This is a genomic window from Algimonas arctica (assembly GCF_014652695.1).
Classification (GTDB): Bacteria; Pseudomonadota; Alphaproteobacteria; order Caulobacterales; family Maricaulaceae; genus Litorimonas; species Litorimonas arctica.
Window position 1 is genome coordinate 1 of sequence record NZ_BMZH01000024.1, and the last position, 17478, is coordinate 17478.

The 17478-nt window shown below is 48.9% G+C and carries 13 protein-coding genes; 5 read left to right on the top strand and 8 right to left on the bottom strand.

Annotated elements, in window-relative coordinates:
* The 4 genes from IE105_RS14735 to IE105_RS14750 all read right to left on the bottom strand — a co-directional run.
* On the bottom strand, window positions 1-1386 hold a 1386-nt coding region (locus IE105_RS14735; RefSeq protein ID WP_189499656.1), incomplete at its 3' end, for a YVTN family beta-propeller repeat protein.
* Between the two features lie 804 nt (window positions 1387-2190).
* Complete coding sequence (locus IE105_RS14740) at window positions 2191-2898, bottom strand: hypothetical protein (protein WP_189499657.1); 708 nt, start codon at window positions 2896-2898, stop codon at window positions 2191-2193.
* Between the two features lie 185 nt (window positions 2899-3083).
* Window positions 3084-3797, bottom strand: a complete 714-nt coding sequence (locus tag IE105_RS14745; protein WP_189499658.1) for a hypothetical protein — start codon at window positions 3795-3797, stop codon at window positions 3084-3086.
* Between the two features lie 59 nt (window positions 3798-3856).
* Complete coding sequence (locus IE105_RS14750; RefSeq protein ID WP_189499659.1) at window positions 3857-4450, bottom strand: hypothetical protein; 594 nt, start codon at window positions 4448-4450, stop codon at window positions 3857-3859.
* A 606-nt stretch (window positions 4451-5056) separates the two neighbouring features.
* On the opposite strand from IE105_RS14750, the gene IE105_RS14755 reads away from it, so the two are divergent.
* Both IE105_RS14755 and IE105_RS14760 read left to right on the top strand, forming a co-directional pair.
* Window positions 5057-5731, top strand: coding sequence for a hypothetical protein (locus IE105_RS14755; protein WP_189499660.1), 675 nt, complete (start codon window positions 5057-5059; stop codon window positions 5729-5731).
* A gap of 47 nt (window positions 5732-5778) precedes the next feature.
* Entirely contained in the window at window positions 5779-6432 is a 654-nt protein-coding gene (locus IE105_RS14760; protein WP_189499661.1) for a hypothetical protein, read from the top strand.
* 385 nt (window positions 6433-6817) lie between these two features.
* Here IE105_RS14760 and IE105_RS14765 read toward each other — a convergent pair whose 3' ends face one another.
* Window positions 6818-8059 carry a tyrosine-type recombinase/integrase gene (locus tag IE105_RS14765; RefSeq protein WP_189499662.1) on the bottom strand — a complete coding sequence of 414 codons (1242 nt, stop codon included), beginning with the start codon at window positions 8057-8059 and terminating at the stop codon, window positions 6818-6820.
* Window positions 8060-8923: 864 nt separating this feature from the next.
* Between IE105_RS14765 and IE105_RS14770 the strand changes: the two genes are divergently transcribed.
* Window positions 8924-10081, top strand: coding sequence for an MFS transporter (locus IE105_RS14770; protein ID WP_189499663.1), 1158 nt, complete (start codon window positions 8924-8926; stop codon window positions 10079-10081).
* A gap of 365 nt (window positions 10082-10446) precedes the next feature.
* Here the strand turns inward: IE105_RS14770 and IE105_RS14775 are convergent, their stop codons facing one another.
* Window positions 10447-11256 carry a hypothetical protein gene (locus IE105_RS14775; RefSeq protein WP_189499664.1) on the bottom strand — a complete coding sequence of 270 codons (810 nt, stop codon included), beginning with the start codon at window positions 11254-11256 and terminating at the stop codon, window positions 10447-10449.
* Window positions 11257-11494: 238 nt separating this feature from the next.
* On the opposite strand from IE105_RS14775, the gene IE105_RS14780 reads away from it, so the two are divergent.
* Together IE105_RS14780 and IE105_RS14785 are read left to right on the top strand one after the other, a co-directional pair.
* Window positions 11495-12802, top strand: coding sequence for a hypothetical protein (locus IE105_RS14780; protein ID WP_189499665.1), 1308 nt, complete (start codon window positions 11495-11497; stop codon window positions 12800-12802).
* Window positions 12803-12890: 88 nt separating this feature from the next.
* Window positions 12891-14381 (top strand): hypothetical protein, encoded by a 1491-nt coding sequence (locus tag IE105_RS14785; RefSeq protein ID WP_189499666.1) that lies wholly within the window; start codon window positions 12891-12893, stop codon window positions 14379-14381.
* A gap of 599 nt (window positions 14382-14980) precedes the next feature.
* Here the strand turns inward: IE105_RS14785 and IE105_RS14790 are convergent.
* Window positions 14981-15766, bottom strand: a complete 786-nt coding sequence (locus IE105_RS14790) for a PKD domain-containing protein (protein ID WP_189499667.1) — start codon at window positions 15764-15766, stop codon at window positions 14981-14983.
* 515 nt (window positions 15767-16281) lie between these two features.
* Window positions 16282-17274: a hypothetical protein gene (locus tag IE105_RS14795; RefSeq protein ID WP_189499668.1), complete on the bottom strand. Its 993-nt coding sequence runs from the start codon at window positions 17272-17274 to the stop codon at window positions 16282-16284.
* Between the last annotated feature and the right edge of the window lie 204 nt (window positions 17275-17478).

A 17478-nucleotide genomic window follows, 5' to 3' on the forward strand; every position in this document is an offset into this window, starting at 1 on the left:
GTCGTTACTGCCGGAGCCGTCCAAATAGACGTTTGAGCCGAGGATGACGAGTTGTCCCTCTCCCGCAATCGCGGTCGGCGCGAGATTGTCGCTGCTGACGCTCACGCTATCAGCGTCACTATTCAAACCGGCCTCATCCGTCACGACCAGTGAAACATCATAGGTGCCAGCCAGATCAGCGACAAAGCTCGGTGTGGCTGTCATGGCATCCGTTATCGTCGCGGTACTGCCCGTCGGTTGCGAAGCGAAACTCCAGCTATAGGCGAGCGCCGCCGAGTCTGTGTTGTCATCAAACGATGCGCTGCCGTCGAGGTTTACAGTATCCCCCGCGCGAATAGCCTGATCAACCCCAGCAGCGGCGGTGGGCTTTTCATTCGCGGCCTCAGGCCTGAAGGCAATGTCTCGAGGTTCCCCCCCGACAGCAACCGTTGTTGTGACGGTATTGGACGCAGTATTAATTACGGTAACAAAGTCCGAAAATATGTTGCTTACATAGAGGGAGCTGCCATTTGGGGTGAGCGAGAGACCAAAGGGTATTGGCACGCCTGATATCGTTGCGGTAACGGTGTTAGATGCCATATCAATCACAGAAACACTATTGCCACGCGTATTCAGAACATAAGCGAAATTGCCATCCGGTGTTATTGCAATATCTCTTGGGCTTACACCCACCGTAATAGTTCTGACAATCGTATTGGTCGCAGTATCTATCACGAAGACTTTGTTTGTGTCAGCGCTGGGTGCATAGGCTAAACTGCTGTCGGACGTGAACGCTAGATGCCTTGGTCTACCCCCAACATCAATCGTTGCGACGACATTGTTCGTCGAAGTATCTATGACCGTGATATCGCTAGAATTAACATTAGGCACATAGGCGAAATTGCCGTCCGGTGTAATCTCGACGCCAAAAGGGCCAGTTCCAGCGCCAACAGTCGCGACCACGCTGTTTGTTGCGGTCTCGATCACCGAAACATTCTCTGATCCGCGGTTGGAAACATAGGCGAAACTGTCATTAGGCGTAAACTCAACGTCAGACGGATTTAAGCCCACAGGAATAGTTGTAATAATTGTGCTGGTGGCAACGTCGAGCACTGAGACAGTGTTATCAGAAAAGTTAGCGATGTAAGCAATACTACCATCTTGTGTGAAGTCGATCGCAACCGAAGTGGTTGCCCCGACCCCTGCAATGGTTTCGACAACCGTGTTCGTCGCGGCGTCAATGACAGAGATGTTTTGTGTGGCACCATTAACGACATAGGCCAAAGGATCGGCATGCGCGGCTAAGGGGAGCATCAAGGCCGCCCCAGCGGTGGCGTAGAGAAATTTTTTGAAACTTCGGACCCCGAATAGGTTTCTGAAGTCATTATTTTCAGTCGATCTTAACATGGCGCCCCCTTGATTTCACAACAGTGGGCGGAGGAGGGAGTGGTGTCAAAACCATTATCAACTTAAGACGGTGAGAGGTTTTCAGACTCCTCAAAGGTGAAATTTATGGTGGTCGTAAATTTCAAGAAAATGACATCGTATCGAACGGGATGATGACCTTAGCTGTCATTATCATTTCTCTAACGTACGATTATGGATGTTATGAGTTTTGTCACCGCCTTGTCACCGGGTCCCTGTTTCACCTAGTTTCAGGAAGCTGAACCAAATTCGACATTGCGCCCCCAATTCCCCAGCCTCCGTCGACGTTGATTTTGGTGCACCCTGCTTCACTCCCCTTCAGTTTGCTTCATTTTCCTAACAACCCAATTTCGTCCATGGCATGCAAGAGGTCAGGGGTTCGACTCCCCTAGGCTCCACCAGTTCCTTCACAATTTTCGATATATAAAACAGGCCCTTGGGCCTGCTCGTCTGCAATCGGGACTGGTTGTCACCATTTTGCAAGAGGTCCGCTGTCACCGGCTTGTCACCTGGCTATGCCCCTGGGACACGCTCCTAAACGAACCTTGGTATTCCAACCCCGGCAAACGGCATCGCCCCGCCCCAAAAAATAAATGAGACACACCGAATCTTGATGTTTTGAAACGCAAGGTGTCCAAACACAAATGAAACGCAATACTGCCCCCCTCTCATCTCGCCCAAGGCGCTTTCTGGAACGGATCTGATATTTTCGTCATAGATATCTGTTATGATTAGGGTCTGTTGCGGCCAATTATGAAAACTGACCACGCAATCGTTCGTGAGAGACTAGCCCCTTGAAGGATTTAGATCCTGGAATTGCTGCAGTCGTTTTTCAAGCTCTTGTCGGTCCATATCGATAGCACGTTTGCCATCGAATCTTACTTCAATTGTTCTTCGGAGCCTAATAATTTGACCAACATTGAATGCTTCGCGAGCTTCCTCTCTGGCGAGAATATAATCTATGAAATCTAAAACAGTGGTTGGAGTTCCATCAGCTTCGACCTCTATAACATTCATATCTATCGGAAATTTTTTACTATCTGCCAAAAAGTATTGATTCAAAGCCTCACTATAGACCGCCATCAGGATAGCTCTCTTGAAAACGTGTTGTTGAGGATATAGCCCTGCAGTTGGTGGACAAGACATGCTTGGTGAATAAGCATTCCAAAAATTGGCTTTTTTGAGATCATGATTTTGAGCTGTTTCATCAAACTCCCCGTGCTCAGAGATCAACGTGTCTATTGTATCAGACAAGGACATTTGCTCGTCAGTTCGTGCAACGTTGAGAGCGAGACATATCCTATTTCTCATATTGTCTCTTTCCTGCTCGCTGAGGCTCTTAAAATCGTGTTCTGAGCTTTCGGAAAAAGGGTTCCTTTCACTATCAGCTTGAGCTTGCACGTTCATAGGGAACAAAAAAATCAAGGCAGCAAAAACAAATAAGCTTACCATAACCTCAGGTTGGCCGGATTTTCTCCATAGTGTCAAAACCATCTTCTTTTCCCTTCCTTGTTTGTAACTATATTAAGTTTGGTGACGATGAATAATCGGCTTGCGCCCGATTGTGCATGCTGACTTGGATTAGGATTTTACGCCGCCTTCACACACCGCATCTGAGCATCGTCACGGCAAACGCTTTCTTTTGCCACAAAAGTTGTGAATGATATCAAGAGGCCCGCTCAAGGTCTTCCTGAACTTAGAGGAACACAGTCTTCAACCGAAGGGAGATAAGCGTCCCTGATTACTCTCGACATTCTCCGCTCGCGTTCGCAGGGCCCCATTTCGTGAAGCCGTTTTCCATTGAACCGACTTTCAACGATGCGTCTGAGGCGGATTAATTGACCTAAATCATAAATTTCTTTTGCGTCAGAACGGGCTTGGATCATATCGATATAATCCAGTAATGTACTACCGGTTCCATCGAGGGCTATTTCAACGACACTAATGTCGATCAGAAACCCTTCAGGGTCTGAGAGTAGCCAATCTACGATGAATTCATCGTAGACACTAAGTTCAATTGCGCGTTTGTATACGTGTTGTGTCGGGTAAATACCTGATGTCGCCTGACATACAAACATTGGGGCATAAAAGTTCCAGGATTCAGCTAACAATTTTCTATTTCCTGGTGTATCACCTTTAATACCCATATAAAAAAATATAATTCCTTCAACCGTTTCAGATATCGAAAAATTTTCAGTATTTCCCGACTGATGAAGAGCGGTGCAAACCCTATCTTTCACGCTGTCCGCTTGTTGTTGGGTCAAAGCGACTATTCCCGGTGGGGGGTCAGGGTAAGGAACGTCACGCCCCCACCCTGGCGTCGATTGCGCCCGCGCAAATGAAGAGGTTAGCCCGGTGAGTAAGATTGCAAAAATGGCCACAGTGGGTTTCATGAAACAACTTTCCAAGGGTGTTCAAACGGATTACGTGTATTGAACTCTTCTAGCCGGTCTCATTTAACCAAGCCATCAGTCCTTGTCCTTATCTCTTGAGCACTCATTTCACTCACTCGCTTTCCCCCGAAGAAATCGACAATAATCTCCCCAAGTCCTGCTACCTGACCTATATTATACGTCGTTGAGGCATCAGGCCTCGACAGCATAGCGTCTATATAATCTAGGACTGTCGAGTAAGATCCGTCACCTTGAATTTCAATCGTATTAGGGTCGATCGGGAAAGCGATTTCGTCCGCGAAAAAGTACTCATCTAGAATGGGCGTATGAAAATTCATCGCGAGCGCCCTTTTGTATATATGCTGCGTTGGGTAGGTGCCGTTTGTCGCTCCGCAGATCATACTAGTGCTATAATAGTTCCAGTGTTGCGCAATTTTCAATTTATAGTCGGGCGCAGTGACATCGACCTTGAAATACCGCAATAATCTTTTTTCGATTTCTTTTGCCCCAACAAAGTTTGAGGATGCTGTCGGCATTCTAGCAAGAACCATACACAGTTCATTGCTAAGAGCGGTAATTTCTTGATCAGACAAATCAAAGTTATAGACGCCAGCGTCGGTACTCTCTGAAGCGTAACCACTAAATGAAAGCATAGTCAAAGCTATTAAAACAAGACACAGGCTCTTAAACTTTCTCGACATATCCAACCTTCAACTACCCGCCAGTGAGCACCCTCCTAGCTTAATGTGATACCTTCTCCGAAGTCCACTTAGAAGTGTCTTGTTAGGGCGCATCTATTTTTTCAAAGACATTGCCCTTTATAGTGCGTTCGCCAGTAAATGACCGCCAATACACGATTTGAAATTCACGTTTAGCTCTAGACCCATTGATCGACGTGTTTCTCACGACAGTAATTTTTTGACGAAATAATCTCTCAAAATCCGGATGCGAGAAACATTTCATTTCACTTGGAATGATATACTCCCTCTTGGGGATACTTATCGCATACTTATAGAAATGGGTTGCGAAAGCCAGTGTGAGACCGTTTATCAAAACGGCCGTAACCCACACTCAACGGTCGTATCACTCATGTCTGACGTCATAAGATCAATATAATTTGAACACGGGCTCAAATCTCTCCCTAGGCGCTGACAAAGCTGACCTAAGCCCAAAAACACAGCTAAGACGTTTTACGCTGTCAATGCCTGCGGGATACACCTAAGACGTATTCCGAAATCTATTTTGGAGAGGATGCGGGCATGAGAAGCGTAATTGGGGTGATAGCCATCCTTTTCCTGGCCACGCTTGGAAGCTCTCAAGCACAAGGTAATGCACCCCAGTCACACCCAAGCACATCCGCATCTTCAACCAGTGGCATCAAGGCACTCACTGTTGAAGAGTTTAACCCCATGAGACTAAGAATGTGCCTGGCGACGCATTTTCTCAGGAATGAAGAGGCCTATGACATAAACGAAGCTCTTGAATCTATTCTATTTGAATATTCTGACATCGACCCTGATGGTGTTGATAGTCAGATGAAGTTAGTCGAGTTTTGGAACCATTACGTGCCTGGAATGATATGCCCATCAACATCGAACCTATTCGATCAAAAGCATTTGTATAAACGCATTATTGACTTGGGTGTTCATCGACGTGTGCTTCCTGGATATTTTTTGAGAGATAATATCGAGTTTCCCGTTGATATAAACGTAGTCGAAATAGGAAAAGACGGGAAACCGACTACTGTTTTAGATTATCTCGATGAACTTTTGACGACTCCTGAACTACGAAGACTCTATAACGCTGGTCAACTTACCCGACTGCGTCGACTCATTGTGATGAGATTTGATGGCAAACGTGTGCACGAAATGTCTCCCCAGGAACTTGAAGAACGACTTGAACGGTTCCACAGTTTAAAAAAACTCACTCGTTAATTTGCGAGAATAATACAAAAATCGATCGCAGGTGAGGTGATATTACGATGAAAATAATGAATGTTCTTCTAAGTATATTTTTCCTTTTAAGTCCTAATCTAGCGCTTGCACAAACTCAAAATTTAAATTCTGATCCAATAGAAATTCCTCCAGAACAACTGCTTGAAGGAGGTATAATAACCAATGTAGTTCATATGAAAGAACGGATGTGCACCGCCTTGCATCAAGGCAGAAATACGGACTCCGTGAATATTGCCGAAAGGCTTCGGGGCATAGTCTTGTTTTCTTTTGACCTCAATGCTGATGATGAACGTCTTGAAGAACAAATTGCGGTAATATTCAATCGATATTCTTCTCGCATGGTTTGCCCTGCAACTAGTGGCATATACCCCAAACAACACTTGTTCAAAAGAGCTGTCGAATTGCACGTTTATCAAGATGCACTTGTTGAATTTTTCTTTGCAAACCCGATCACTTTCCCGATTGATCCTAACGTGATTGAACTATCGCCACTCGGCTCTGAAACAACTTTAATGGACTATATAAATAGAGAGCTTGCTGCCGACAACGCCAAAGACAAGCATAATGTAGGGAGGCTAATAAGATTGAGGCGACTATTGCAAATCAGGTTTAACGCAAAGACTGTCGCGGAAATGACACCTAATGAAATTGAGTTTCAACTCTCAAGGCACAAATACTAAGGCGTCTTGAGGTATGAAAATCTCATTCTTTGGGTCCCCGTGACCCCGTGGCAGAGATCCTTCTCCGGGCGGCGTTAATCTGAACTATTCCACCAGCACACACTACCCCTCGAGACCCGGTGAGCGATGCCTCAATGAGCGTGCAGAGAGTAGGGTCAGCCTCTCTCGGGCGAGCTCGGCGACGCGCGCGCATAGAGGGGGCCTACCTGTGCGCGGCGGCGTCCCGTCCCGGGTACACGGGGGCGCGGTGAGCCTATGCTGGGCGATGACCATAGCGGCGGCGGCGCGATGCCCCTCCCGCGCCCCTCCCGCGCCCGCTCCGGCCTCTAGCCGCAGAAGTGTTCCAGCATGATTGGGATGACGATGACCATCAGGATCAGCTTAATCATGTCCCTGTGCTCCCTACACGGTAGGCCGCATCGAGCTTTGCGATTGCCGCCTCCCCGCCGCGCGTGGCTTGAGTGTAATAACCCAGGGTCACCATGGGATTGGAATGACCTGTCATCTTGGCCACCAGCCCGACCTCAACGCCCTGCGCTTGGAGGTTGGACACGAAGGCATGGCGGGCGGAATGGTGGGTAACATAACGCACCCCGGCCCGGCTGAACGCGGGCTTCCAATATCGTTGCCGGAAGTTCGCATAGAGCAGCGGCCCGCCGCCGCCTTCGCGCGACATGTGCGGCCATGCGCGCTTGACCCCGCGACCCGGGAACACCCGGTAAAGCGAGCCATCAAGCCGGGGGCAAATCAGCTTCCATTGCAATAGAAACTGCCGCAGCGTCTTCGAGATGGGGATTTCGCGCGTCCCGGCTTCCGTTTTGGTGCGGTCGGTCAATGTCCCATCCCGTTCCAGCACGCGCCGGATGTGGATGACGCCCGCCTCTAGGTCGACGTCGCTCCACAGAAGACCCAGCTGCTCTGAGATGCGAACGCCTGTGAGGAAGGGGAAGACGTAATAGATGCCCCGATCAAAGTCGGTCTCGGCATAATCAATGAGCTGGGCCACCTCCTCGGCAGTCAGGATGTCCTTCTTGGGCTTGGATTTACGCCGAGCCAGATTGGTCGGCGTTTTACAAACCCGGACGCCGAAGTCTTCCTCGGCCATGGAGAAAATGGACCGCAGCATCGACATGCAGCGGTTCGCCGTGTGGGCCCCGACTTCCTTGCGGACGAGGTTATGCCACTGCCGGAGCTGGGCTGTCGTCAGCGCGGATATTTTGTGCTCACCCAACATGAGCAGCAGCTTGGTATCGCGGCCGGGCTTCTCGCCCGTCAAAGCATGGTGGGCCCGTTCTTGCGGCGTCCCTTGCAGCAGGGGCCCATTGATGATCTTGAGCAGCGGTTGATAGCCTTTGATCGTCTGGGCTTTTACGGAGCCGCGTTTGGCGTCGAGCCAATGGGCGGCCACCTCAGCGACACTGGGATTGATGTTAGGATTAAAATAGCGCTCCCCGGCCAAGCTCGCGAGGACCTCCTCCTGCTTGGCTTCAGCCTCGTGCTTGGTCTTGAACGACAGGCGGCGCTTCTTCCCGGTCTCGGGGCACCGCCAATTGACGGTATGGAAGCGCTTTTTTTGGCGGTTCCACGTGCCCAAGGTGACTTTGGGTGGGTTGGGTCTTCGGGTCATGATCTGGCTCCTGTTGGATGACAGGAGAAGAAAAACATCCGGAATATTCGGCCACAATTATTCGAGGGTGTTCCGAATATGCGGCGCGGTGACACATGAGTGACAAAGGGCCATGATCGGCAGGGGTCGGAACGGTCCGAGGTATTCTCCGAGCATATTGCGAATAGTCGAGACGTGAAGGAGTGGGGGTTTCGCGCATATCGGGGGGTCGGGATAATGCCTTGGTGACGGAGCAAGAGTTCGGTTCCGGCAGCCCTGCGGAACGATGCCCCCGGGCCGACAGAACCCACGGCGCGACCCGCCTTGCAGGCGGGCCACCTGGACCCGGCGACCCTCCCCCATAGGGGCCAGCATGGTAATATGAGGGGGTGAACCAGGGACCCATTACCGCGCGAAGTCGCATTGCCGTAGATAGTGCTAGTATCGGCAAGGGGCTCCAAAGAACCAGACGCGCGCCACCTTACCGACCCCGTTCTGGCCGTTCTGGCCGTTCTATATCTCTCGGAGATCTGCCGGGGCATCGCCCCATCATAGGAGACCCTCGCCGGGATACCCGAACGACCAGAACGGCCAGAACAAGCCCGACAATGATCGCCCTGCGATGACGTCATCGCATTTCGAGTTGCGGGTGACGGTGTGACGGCGGTGACGGCGGTGACGGCGGTGACGGCGACATCGATATATCGTGCTGTGGGGATATAGCAGCCGCAGCCTTTTAGACAGAATAATACAAGTCCTACTAAAAAAACGGCTTATCAATACGCTTATTCTTGCGCAAATGAAGTTCAAACGCTCAAAATATGAAACTTTACTGCATCCTTCTGAGGTTAACGCTAGTATGGATCGTCATTAAGGAAAATCGCGTTGAACCATGAACTGAAAATATTACGGCGAAGTCTTTTTCTAATCTACATGCCGATGGTTTTCATTCTATTTGGCCTGCCACTGCGAGCTGAGGATTTAGGGGCCAGCGGGGTCGAAATTGGCATTTTGTTTTCAATTTTCACAATCGCCTTATTGGTCTTGCGGCCACTGGTTGGGATTGGCCTTGACCGTATTGGGCGCCGCTCATTCTTTATTGCGGCCATGGTTTTTTATCTACTCTCAAATTCGCTCTATGCGGTGGGTGATACCGTCAATGGGCTTTACTTTGCTCGCGCGTTCCACGGGATTGGATTTGCCATTTTATCCATTACGACCGAAACAATTACCGCTGATTTGACGCAGCAAAAGAACCGGGCCGAAGCAATGGGCGGTAATATCGCAAGCCAATCGCGCGGCGGCATGCTCGGAGCATTTATTGGGTTCTCTTTGGTCGGATTTTTGCCCGTTTATGCCTGGCAATATTCATTCGCGTTTTATGGGGTGGTCGCGGGTTTTGCTGTTGTTTTTGCAGTGCGCTATATTCCGGAAACTTTACCTGTTGGCACAAAAGGGAAGCCCAAAGTAAAGTTTAAATTTCCACCTAGATATTATGGCCTCCTCGCGGCAATTTTTCTTGCCGCTTTTGCTAGCGCGATCATCCAGCCTTATTACCTTATTTATTTACGCGGGCGTCTAGGGCTTGAGCTCCAAGCGCTTGCGGCGGTTTTCTTACCTATGGGTATCGCCTATGCGGTATTTCCGGGCATACTTGGCAGATGGGTTAGCGATTTAAACCGGGCTTTGGTCGTTAGCGCAGGATTTGTTATTGCTGCGATCCTATATGCAAGTGTTCCGCATATCGGTTCATTTATTTGGTTGATTGGCGCGTTTACCGGAGCGGCGATTGGCAGCGTGCTTGTCGACTTGAGCAAAAATGCTTGGCTTGGTGATATCGCTGATCCGGAAGCTGCGGGCAGAACCTTTGGTATGGGGGCACTCGCCACAGGCATAGGTGCCACTTTAGGACCGCTTGCGGGCGGCTACATTTTTGATGGTATCGGTAAAGCGTATATTTTTTATGCGGGGGCCGCCGTTCTTCTCTTAGCAGCGCTGACGGTAAGCACTTACGCGATAGCGGGTGTGACCCAAAAAGAGTAAGGTGGTTTTTAGCGGCAGCTGATGTGTCGCGGCAATTATTCAACTGAGTCTCCAAATGTGACCACATTTCTTCACCGGTCAACGGAAGTTAAGATTCTGTAGGAGTAGTTTTGGCGGTCTCATTCATTGCTAATCCATAACTGGTGTATCATGTAGCCCCGTCCATCTACGGCACCTGCAGTCACCGCCGTCACACCGTCACATTTCGACCGGCTCGTGACAGTGTGACGCCAGTGATGGCGACATCGGTATGTCGTACTGTGGGCAAAGCGAACATCCTTACACCAACATGGGTCACACCACTATCGAAGGACGATTGAATATTCTAATAAAGTTGGACAGCCAATTTCTTCAACCAAAGTCGATCAATCGTCGTTGCATTGAAGGTGTTCAACGAATACGGCAGCATCGGGATTTCGAGGTCTCACACCTCCCCTACCCGCACAGGCGCCTTCCTCTTGTTCTCGTCGCACTCTGTCCTGCTCTTGTCGTTTTTCCTCGTCAGCCCGTTGTTGTTCCCGTCTGCGGTCCGCAGCAGCCTGGAGTACTTCATCCCGTTCGCGCTGAGCTTCGCGCATGCGTGCATCATTCTCTCTCTGAACGCGCCTGTCGATCTCATCCTGGTTGGTCGACCGGATCGTCATACTCCCTGAAGACGATGAACTGTTGCTGCGATTGCTTGCGCGTGCTTCCGCGCGAACGCGATCGAGGTCCTCCCTAGCCCGTTCGAGCTTGCGAGATTCTACCGCCGCAGTGGCCCGGCGAAGCGCTTCGGCATTTTGCAATCTGCGTTCTCTATCCTGCTCAGCTCTTATCCTGTTAGTTTGTTGATTGAGTTGATCTGTCATTATATTCATGGCTTCATTTAACTTCCTTCTAGCCTCAAGCTTTTTTGCACGTTTTGCTTTCGCGGCGCTGATCTCCCGCCGTCTACGTTCTTCATATTCAAGAATGAGGACTCTTTCGCGAGCCGATGCCTCGGCAGCGCGGCGATCTCTTTCCGATTGGGCAATAGCTTTTTCGCGATTAACGGCGACGGATAACTCGTCCTTAATTTCGCTTTCATTCCAGCTGTTCCAGAAGTCATCGCCCTGTTCGAGGGGCATGTCTTGAGCTTTCGCGACAGTGCAAAATAGCGTCGAGGCTGCCAACGAGACCAAAACCGATTTGAACATGATGGGCTCCCCGCAAATTAATCACTCCACAACTTGTATAGTAAAATGCAAGAGATTAGCAAGTTTATGACAGCATCGAGAGGCTCAGAAACAGATGATCATTTATACGAAGGTGTTCAAGTCATTTAGATTGGCGTTTATTCTGTCAATTACAACGACCTTTAATGTCGCCCATGCGCAATCAACTGAACAAGCCACGGCACGAAATTATTATATCGAGGCGGAGGCGTCTCTCAAAATGAAAGACTATGACCGCGCAGAAGTCATGGCCAAGAGGGCGGTCGACGCACTCGGGGCGACCAACGCACGGTTAATTTCGATCCTCATGCGGGCGCAATGGGAACGGCACAATTATGAAAACGCCTATGCCGCAGCTCAACAATTCATGGAATATGATTTATCCTCTGACTTGCGCGTACAATTCAGCCCGCTCGTGGACAAAATTTATCAGTACCATGACTTCAGTAAAAATGGCGAAGACCTCTACGGCGCCCCCATAACAGTTAGGGTCGGCGGGAAAAGCGAACCTCAAATTGCCAGTAATTTTGATGGGTCATTTTCGCTCGCCCTCAATAAATATGGGGATGAGGTCCGGGAGGAACTTGTAAGAGTCGACGCGTCGGGTGCCATCTTAGACAACATAACACTTAAAACTCGGTATTTTAATTGGCAGACGACAGGCCTCGGCGGCGATGGGAGCCTGACGGCGCTGGCGGGAAAATCATTCGCTAAAGACAAAAATCTCGTTCGCGCAAACGCGAAGGGCAAGACGCTCTGGAGTAAAAGGCTAAAGGACACAACAGGGGGATATGCATCGGATAAAATAATTTCTCTGCCGGACGCAGGCGTGCTTGTGGTCGGAAAAACACGCAATCCCGCCGGGTATGATTTGAGACGATTTAGCGACCGCGGAAAGGAGATGTGGCGTCAAACCTATAGCGAAGTTACAGGAAACGGGACTGGATACGTCCATTATGTTGGACTGCCAGAGGGCACTATATTTCAGATGGGGTCAACAAAGCCGAAAGCCGGAATCCCAACAAAAATTTGGATAAGAAAAATTGACTTCACGGGGAAAAGTTTGTGGACACGGTTTATCGGTCCGCCCGATAGATATGCTTTCCCGATATTTGCGCTCTCCAATAAATATGGTGGCCTCACGGTTTTGTCTCGAAGTCCAGAGTTGAGACTGCAAGAACTAGGGCCTGAGGGAAGGATTATTTTGGAGCAAGTCCACGATAAATTACACCCCAGCCGTGCCGAATACCGAGGGATGGCCAGATTGCCCAATGGCGGTTTTGCGATTTTGAAAACGATCTCGACCCGTTCCACTTCTAATCGTTTACAATTGCGCGTAACCACCGTTGAACTGTTTAACGAGCAACTCAGGAGAACCGCACAACTCAACCTGCCGGAAAGCGCCTTCTATGGCCAAGGTATTTCAACAAATAAGGACGGCACTATCGCTATAGTAGGGTCAACGGTCACCGCCAGTACCTCGACCGCTCCACAACTAACTGACTTATATTTATTCAGACCTCGCTAAATTTTTGGAATTTTGGCAGTGGTTTCACATCTCCATCGATCGTATCAAACACGGCATTACCCGCAGTATAATGCAATCAGGACTTAGCATGAGACTTTATTTTCCCGGATTTCTTTGCATCATTTTCGGCTTAGCTTGGTCGCTAAACAGCAGCGCGCAAACTGTTTCTGACATCGCAAGGGCGGCCTATGTTGACGCAGAAGCCGCCTTGAAATTTTCTCAATATGACCGCGCAGAAGAGTTAGCGGAAAAAGCGATTGCCTATCTAGAAGCTCCCAACCCTAGAATTCTGTCGGTGATTCTTCGGGCCCGTTATTTTCGACAGGACTATATTGGCGCGACGGCGACAGCGGAACATTTCATAAGCCTCGAGCCAAGTTCCGAACTGTACGAAGAGTTTGCACCGATCATTGAAGATACTGCACGAATGTTAAATGCCGAAATTGCAGGCAACGCTCGCTTCGCTCTTGTCAAAAACATACGATTGCAGAAATGGGGTCAGCTTTTTACCAATAGGGGACCATCATTTACGTTGTTCCAGTCACAGGATGCGGGACGAAATGATTGGGCACATCGAATCCTAGAAATAGGGACGAACGGCCAAGTTATCAACGATAGCACAGTGTCATATAAACGTCGGTTAGCTCTCAACGATGTTGGCGGAGACGGTCAAGGCGGCGTGTTGGGAATCGCGAGTGACAAGAACAAACGAATCATAGCCAAATATAGTGCGAAGAAGGGTTATGATTGGAAACAATCCTATGAGGGACTCGAGATACATTGGAACTACAGCAAGGTCTTTGGCCTCAAGGATGGAAGTTTTTTGGTTATCGGCCCAGACAGTAAAAATAAACGTCTCACAATGGTTGCAAAATTAGATGCCAAAGGTAAAACTTTGTGGTCACAACATTTATCGCATCCGGACGGAATCAGCAGTACGACCTATCGCGATATTGCCGAAGATGCAGGCGGGAATATTTTACTCGCCGGAATCTTAACAAATCCAAAAAAGAGCCCAACATCAAGGGAGAAGCCTATAATAAGGTTGTTGGATAGTGCTGGCGGAACGCGTTGGAACATAATACTAAACCTGAACACAGGGCACAGCATAAGCGATGCGGTTGCTAACGATGACGGGAGTTTCGCGATTCGATTCTTTGGTAGGCTGACCATAGAAGGGTTGAAATTTGACCGGGCACGCTCTGGGTTTGCCCTGATTAGTCCCGAGGGTGAAATTTTAAAAGAACATCGGCTTGACGCCCCAATTGTTCTCCCGATGAATACTGAGGTATCCGGGTTGAAACCCCTCCCATCTGGCGGTTACGTAGGGGTTTGGAAGGCAATGGGCATTGAATCACCGTCGACCGGTCTGAGAGATCACCGGTCCGCTTTGATCGTCCTTGACGAAGATTTTCAGTTTACGGAATGGTTTCCCTTTGGCGGCGGTCACTTCAAGCCTAATGAATTAGTTTTGAACCCTGATAATACAATCGCCGTAAGCGGTTCAACAGAGGAGATGAACAGTAATGGCTATAGGAGCGCGCCCAATATTTATTTATTCCGAATAAAACCTGAATGATGAATATTGTAATGATATGGCAACGGCATAGTCCATAAAGTGGATACTTCGAACTTTTGTCACCGCCTTGTCACCGGGTCCCTATTTCACCTAATTTCATGAAATCCGACCAAAGTAGAACTTTCACTTCGGTTACCTCTGACCACCCAAACCTTGAATTTGGTGCAACCTGCATCACCCCCTTCAATTTGCCTCATTTTCCTAACAACCCAATTTCGGCCATGGCATGCAAGAGGTCAGGGGTTCGACTCCCCTAGGCTCCACCAGTTCCCTCACAATTTTCGATATATAAAACAGGCCCTTGGACCTGATCGACTGCAATCAGGACTGGTTGTCACCGTTTTGCAAGAGGTCTGCTGTCACCGGCTTGTCACCTAGCTATGGCCCGGGGACAGCCAAGGGGCCTTTTGGACGTCACGTCGCGGTCAAGGTAAGCGTTTAGTGAACCCCACTTTACGATTGAACGAGAGTACATCGTTTTCAGAAATCTTAATCGTGATCGTTCAAGGACCATCATCGTATGCGGCCTAATCAAAAATCGGCCAAGCCGATTAAGTGGACTTCGCCCTCTGGTCACGAAACAACGCCTAAAGACGTTGCTACTTATTGCGTCCTTTGGCTTTTCCGTTGGAACGCCCATTATGAATGACCTCAACCATATCCGGCTCCGAACTATCGGTTCCATCATAAACGGTCATTTCGAACTTTATCACCTGACTAGCGCGCCCAGGTGGATAAAAAAAGTACGGGCGATCGGTATCAGAATCAAATAAATCGACGGCTGGGCCGCTGACTTGTCGCCAATTGAAAGTCAAATCATCTAAGTCTTCGTCACTCGAAAGTGACCCGTCCAGATAAATCAACTTGTTAGGAATAGCGCCCGTGACGTCATCCCCGGCATGCGCGATCGGTGCTGTGTTAGATGCGTAATTTGCCCTTTCCGCACATATCCCGCCTGCCGCGAGTAGGACATCACGAGGAAATTCAATGGCCTCAGAAATCGGATCGTCGCGTCCTTTGCTATATGAAACAACAACATCAAAAAATTGAAGTGTGTACGGTCCGACAAGATAAATTGGTAGTTGGTATTCGAATGTCGTGAAGGCATCATAACGATTGACATCAAAACTGGGATCACCATCCTGATTTCCCTCAGGGTCGTCTATGGCAAAGAAAAAGTTATCTCGGCCATAGCCATATTCGTCGTCGTCGGTATCAGCACGGGCTTCGAATGTAATTTTCGCGAAACAAAAATCGCCAAATGGATAACTTTGGACCTCAGCGCCAAATTCAATACTGTCAGGATCAATCTCCGCCGCATTTGCAGGCAACGCCAATAGCGGTAACGCGCAGATAATTAGTGTGGATTTAAGTATATTATTCATTTGATTTCGCCCCCAAGATCGCGCTGACATAAACACATCTTGCCTATATACGCAAATGGAAATGAAAAGTCAGGGGTTCGACTCCCCTAGGCTCCACCAGTTCCCTCACAATTTTCGATATATAAAACAGTCCTTTGCGGCTGCGAGTCTGCAATTGGGACTGGTTGTCACCATTTTGCAAGAGGTCCGCTGTCACCGACTTGTCACCTCGGTATGGCCCGGGGACTTCCTCAAACTAAGCTTGATATCCAAATTAGGTTGCCTTGCACTCAAAACCCAATGCGGATTCCACTCAAGCCGTCTCGTACCGTCGCGTCTGAGGGCGAATTTAAGATCTACGCAGGACGTCCGCCATGGGGCTTAGCGGACGATGGCAAAATTCAAACTATAGGCCGCTGCTCTTTTCTTTCTCGAACTCGAAGGCGCGCACCTGTTTAACTTGACGAGAAATAGTGATGAAAACTGAAAATGGATTGAAAAAATTTTATAAAGAAGCTTTCGGTTAAAGGGCAGACTCAATTCACGAGCCTGACAGTGTCTTCCGGACCTGTATTTCCAGGGTCAGTCCCTTTTTCAAAAAGTATATCGGCAGTGCCCGCTGTTACTAACCGATTGGCGACAAAATAGCTGTAGCGCGGCGCGTCTACTGACGTGGCGGAATTGCCTGCCAATGTGAAATTCATAAGGGGAGTGTATACAGCCCCCGATATTTCAACGACGCCACCTCCAGCGATGCGGGACTGCAAATCAACGGGTGCAAAACGGGATTGAACGATTGAAAAACCTTCTAGCGGGCCGGATGTTGATGGCGACATAAATAATTCACCTTGTCCCGTGCGTTCGATTCTACCATCTCCCTCTAGGACCAAAGTGGACTGTTCTACGTGAACGATGGCGCGACCTTCTATTTCAAATTTACCATCGCGAATAAAATAAACCCCCGGATTTAACGTGACTTTACTTTGCGAATTTACGAAAATCCCACCGCAATATACACCAGGATTTAGAGTTCTATCGCCTTTAACTCTAAGGAAATTATAGTCACAATCTCCACCTTTCGGGATTGTCAAACTTGCATAGGGATCGGGATTCACTCTACACTGTGTAGTGATTTCTCCTTGAATAGCTGACCCGTAAGTATCGCCTGCAACGCAATAACTTTGAGCGATCATCCCGCTGTTGCCCGTCGCACTAACGGCGGGAGATGCGGTTGAATGGACATTTATGACGCATCCGGTCGCCACTATTGTAGATCGTCCCGTCGTCATAAGCGAATTCGTGGACTCTGGGTCTAATATATATAGGCAGCCATTATCGGTTTGACGCACGACTGTAGCAACAGCATTCGCCGAAACAGACAAATCTTTCTCCTGAAAAACTATTGCGAACATGGCTGGAAAGTCGACGGCCAACGCGACAGAGACAGTTTCTGAATTCGAGTCGACAACGATCGTACTCTCATAGCCAGCAAATGTATTATCATTTGGACCGTTAACGAGCTCTCTCACTAATTTCGATACTTTTTGTTTAATTTCCTCTTCGGGATTGTTGGTCTCTAAATCCCGAGTAAATAGCGCAGCGCCAGATAAAGCCGCAGCGTCAGCAGAATCTGTCTGACGTCAGCGCTCATGGCACAGATTTGAGCCTGGGCTAAGAGAGACTTTGCTCACCTCCATCCTTATGGAGTGAAGCATGAGACAGACTAAAACAAC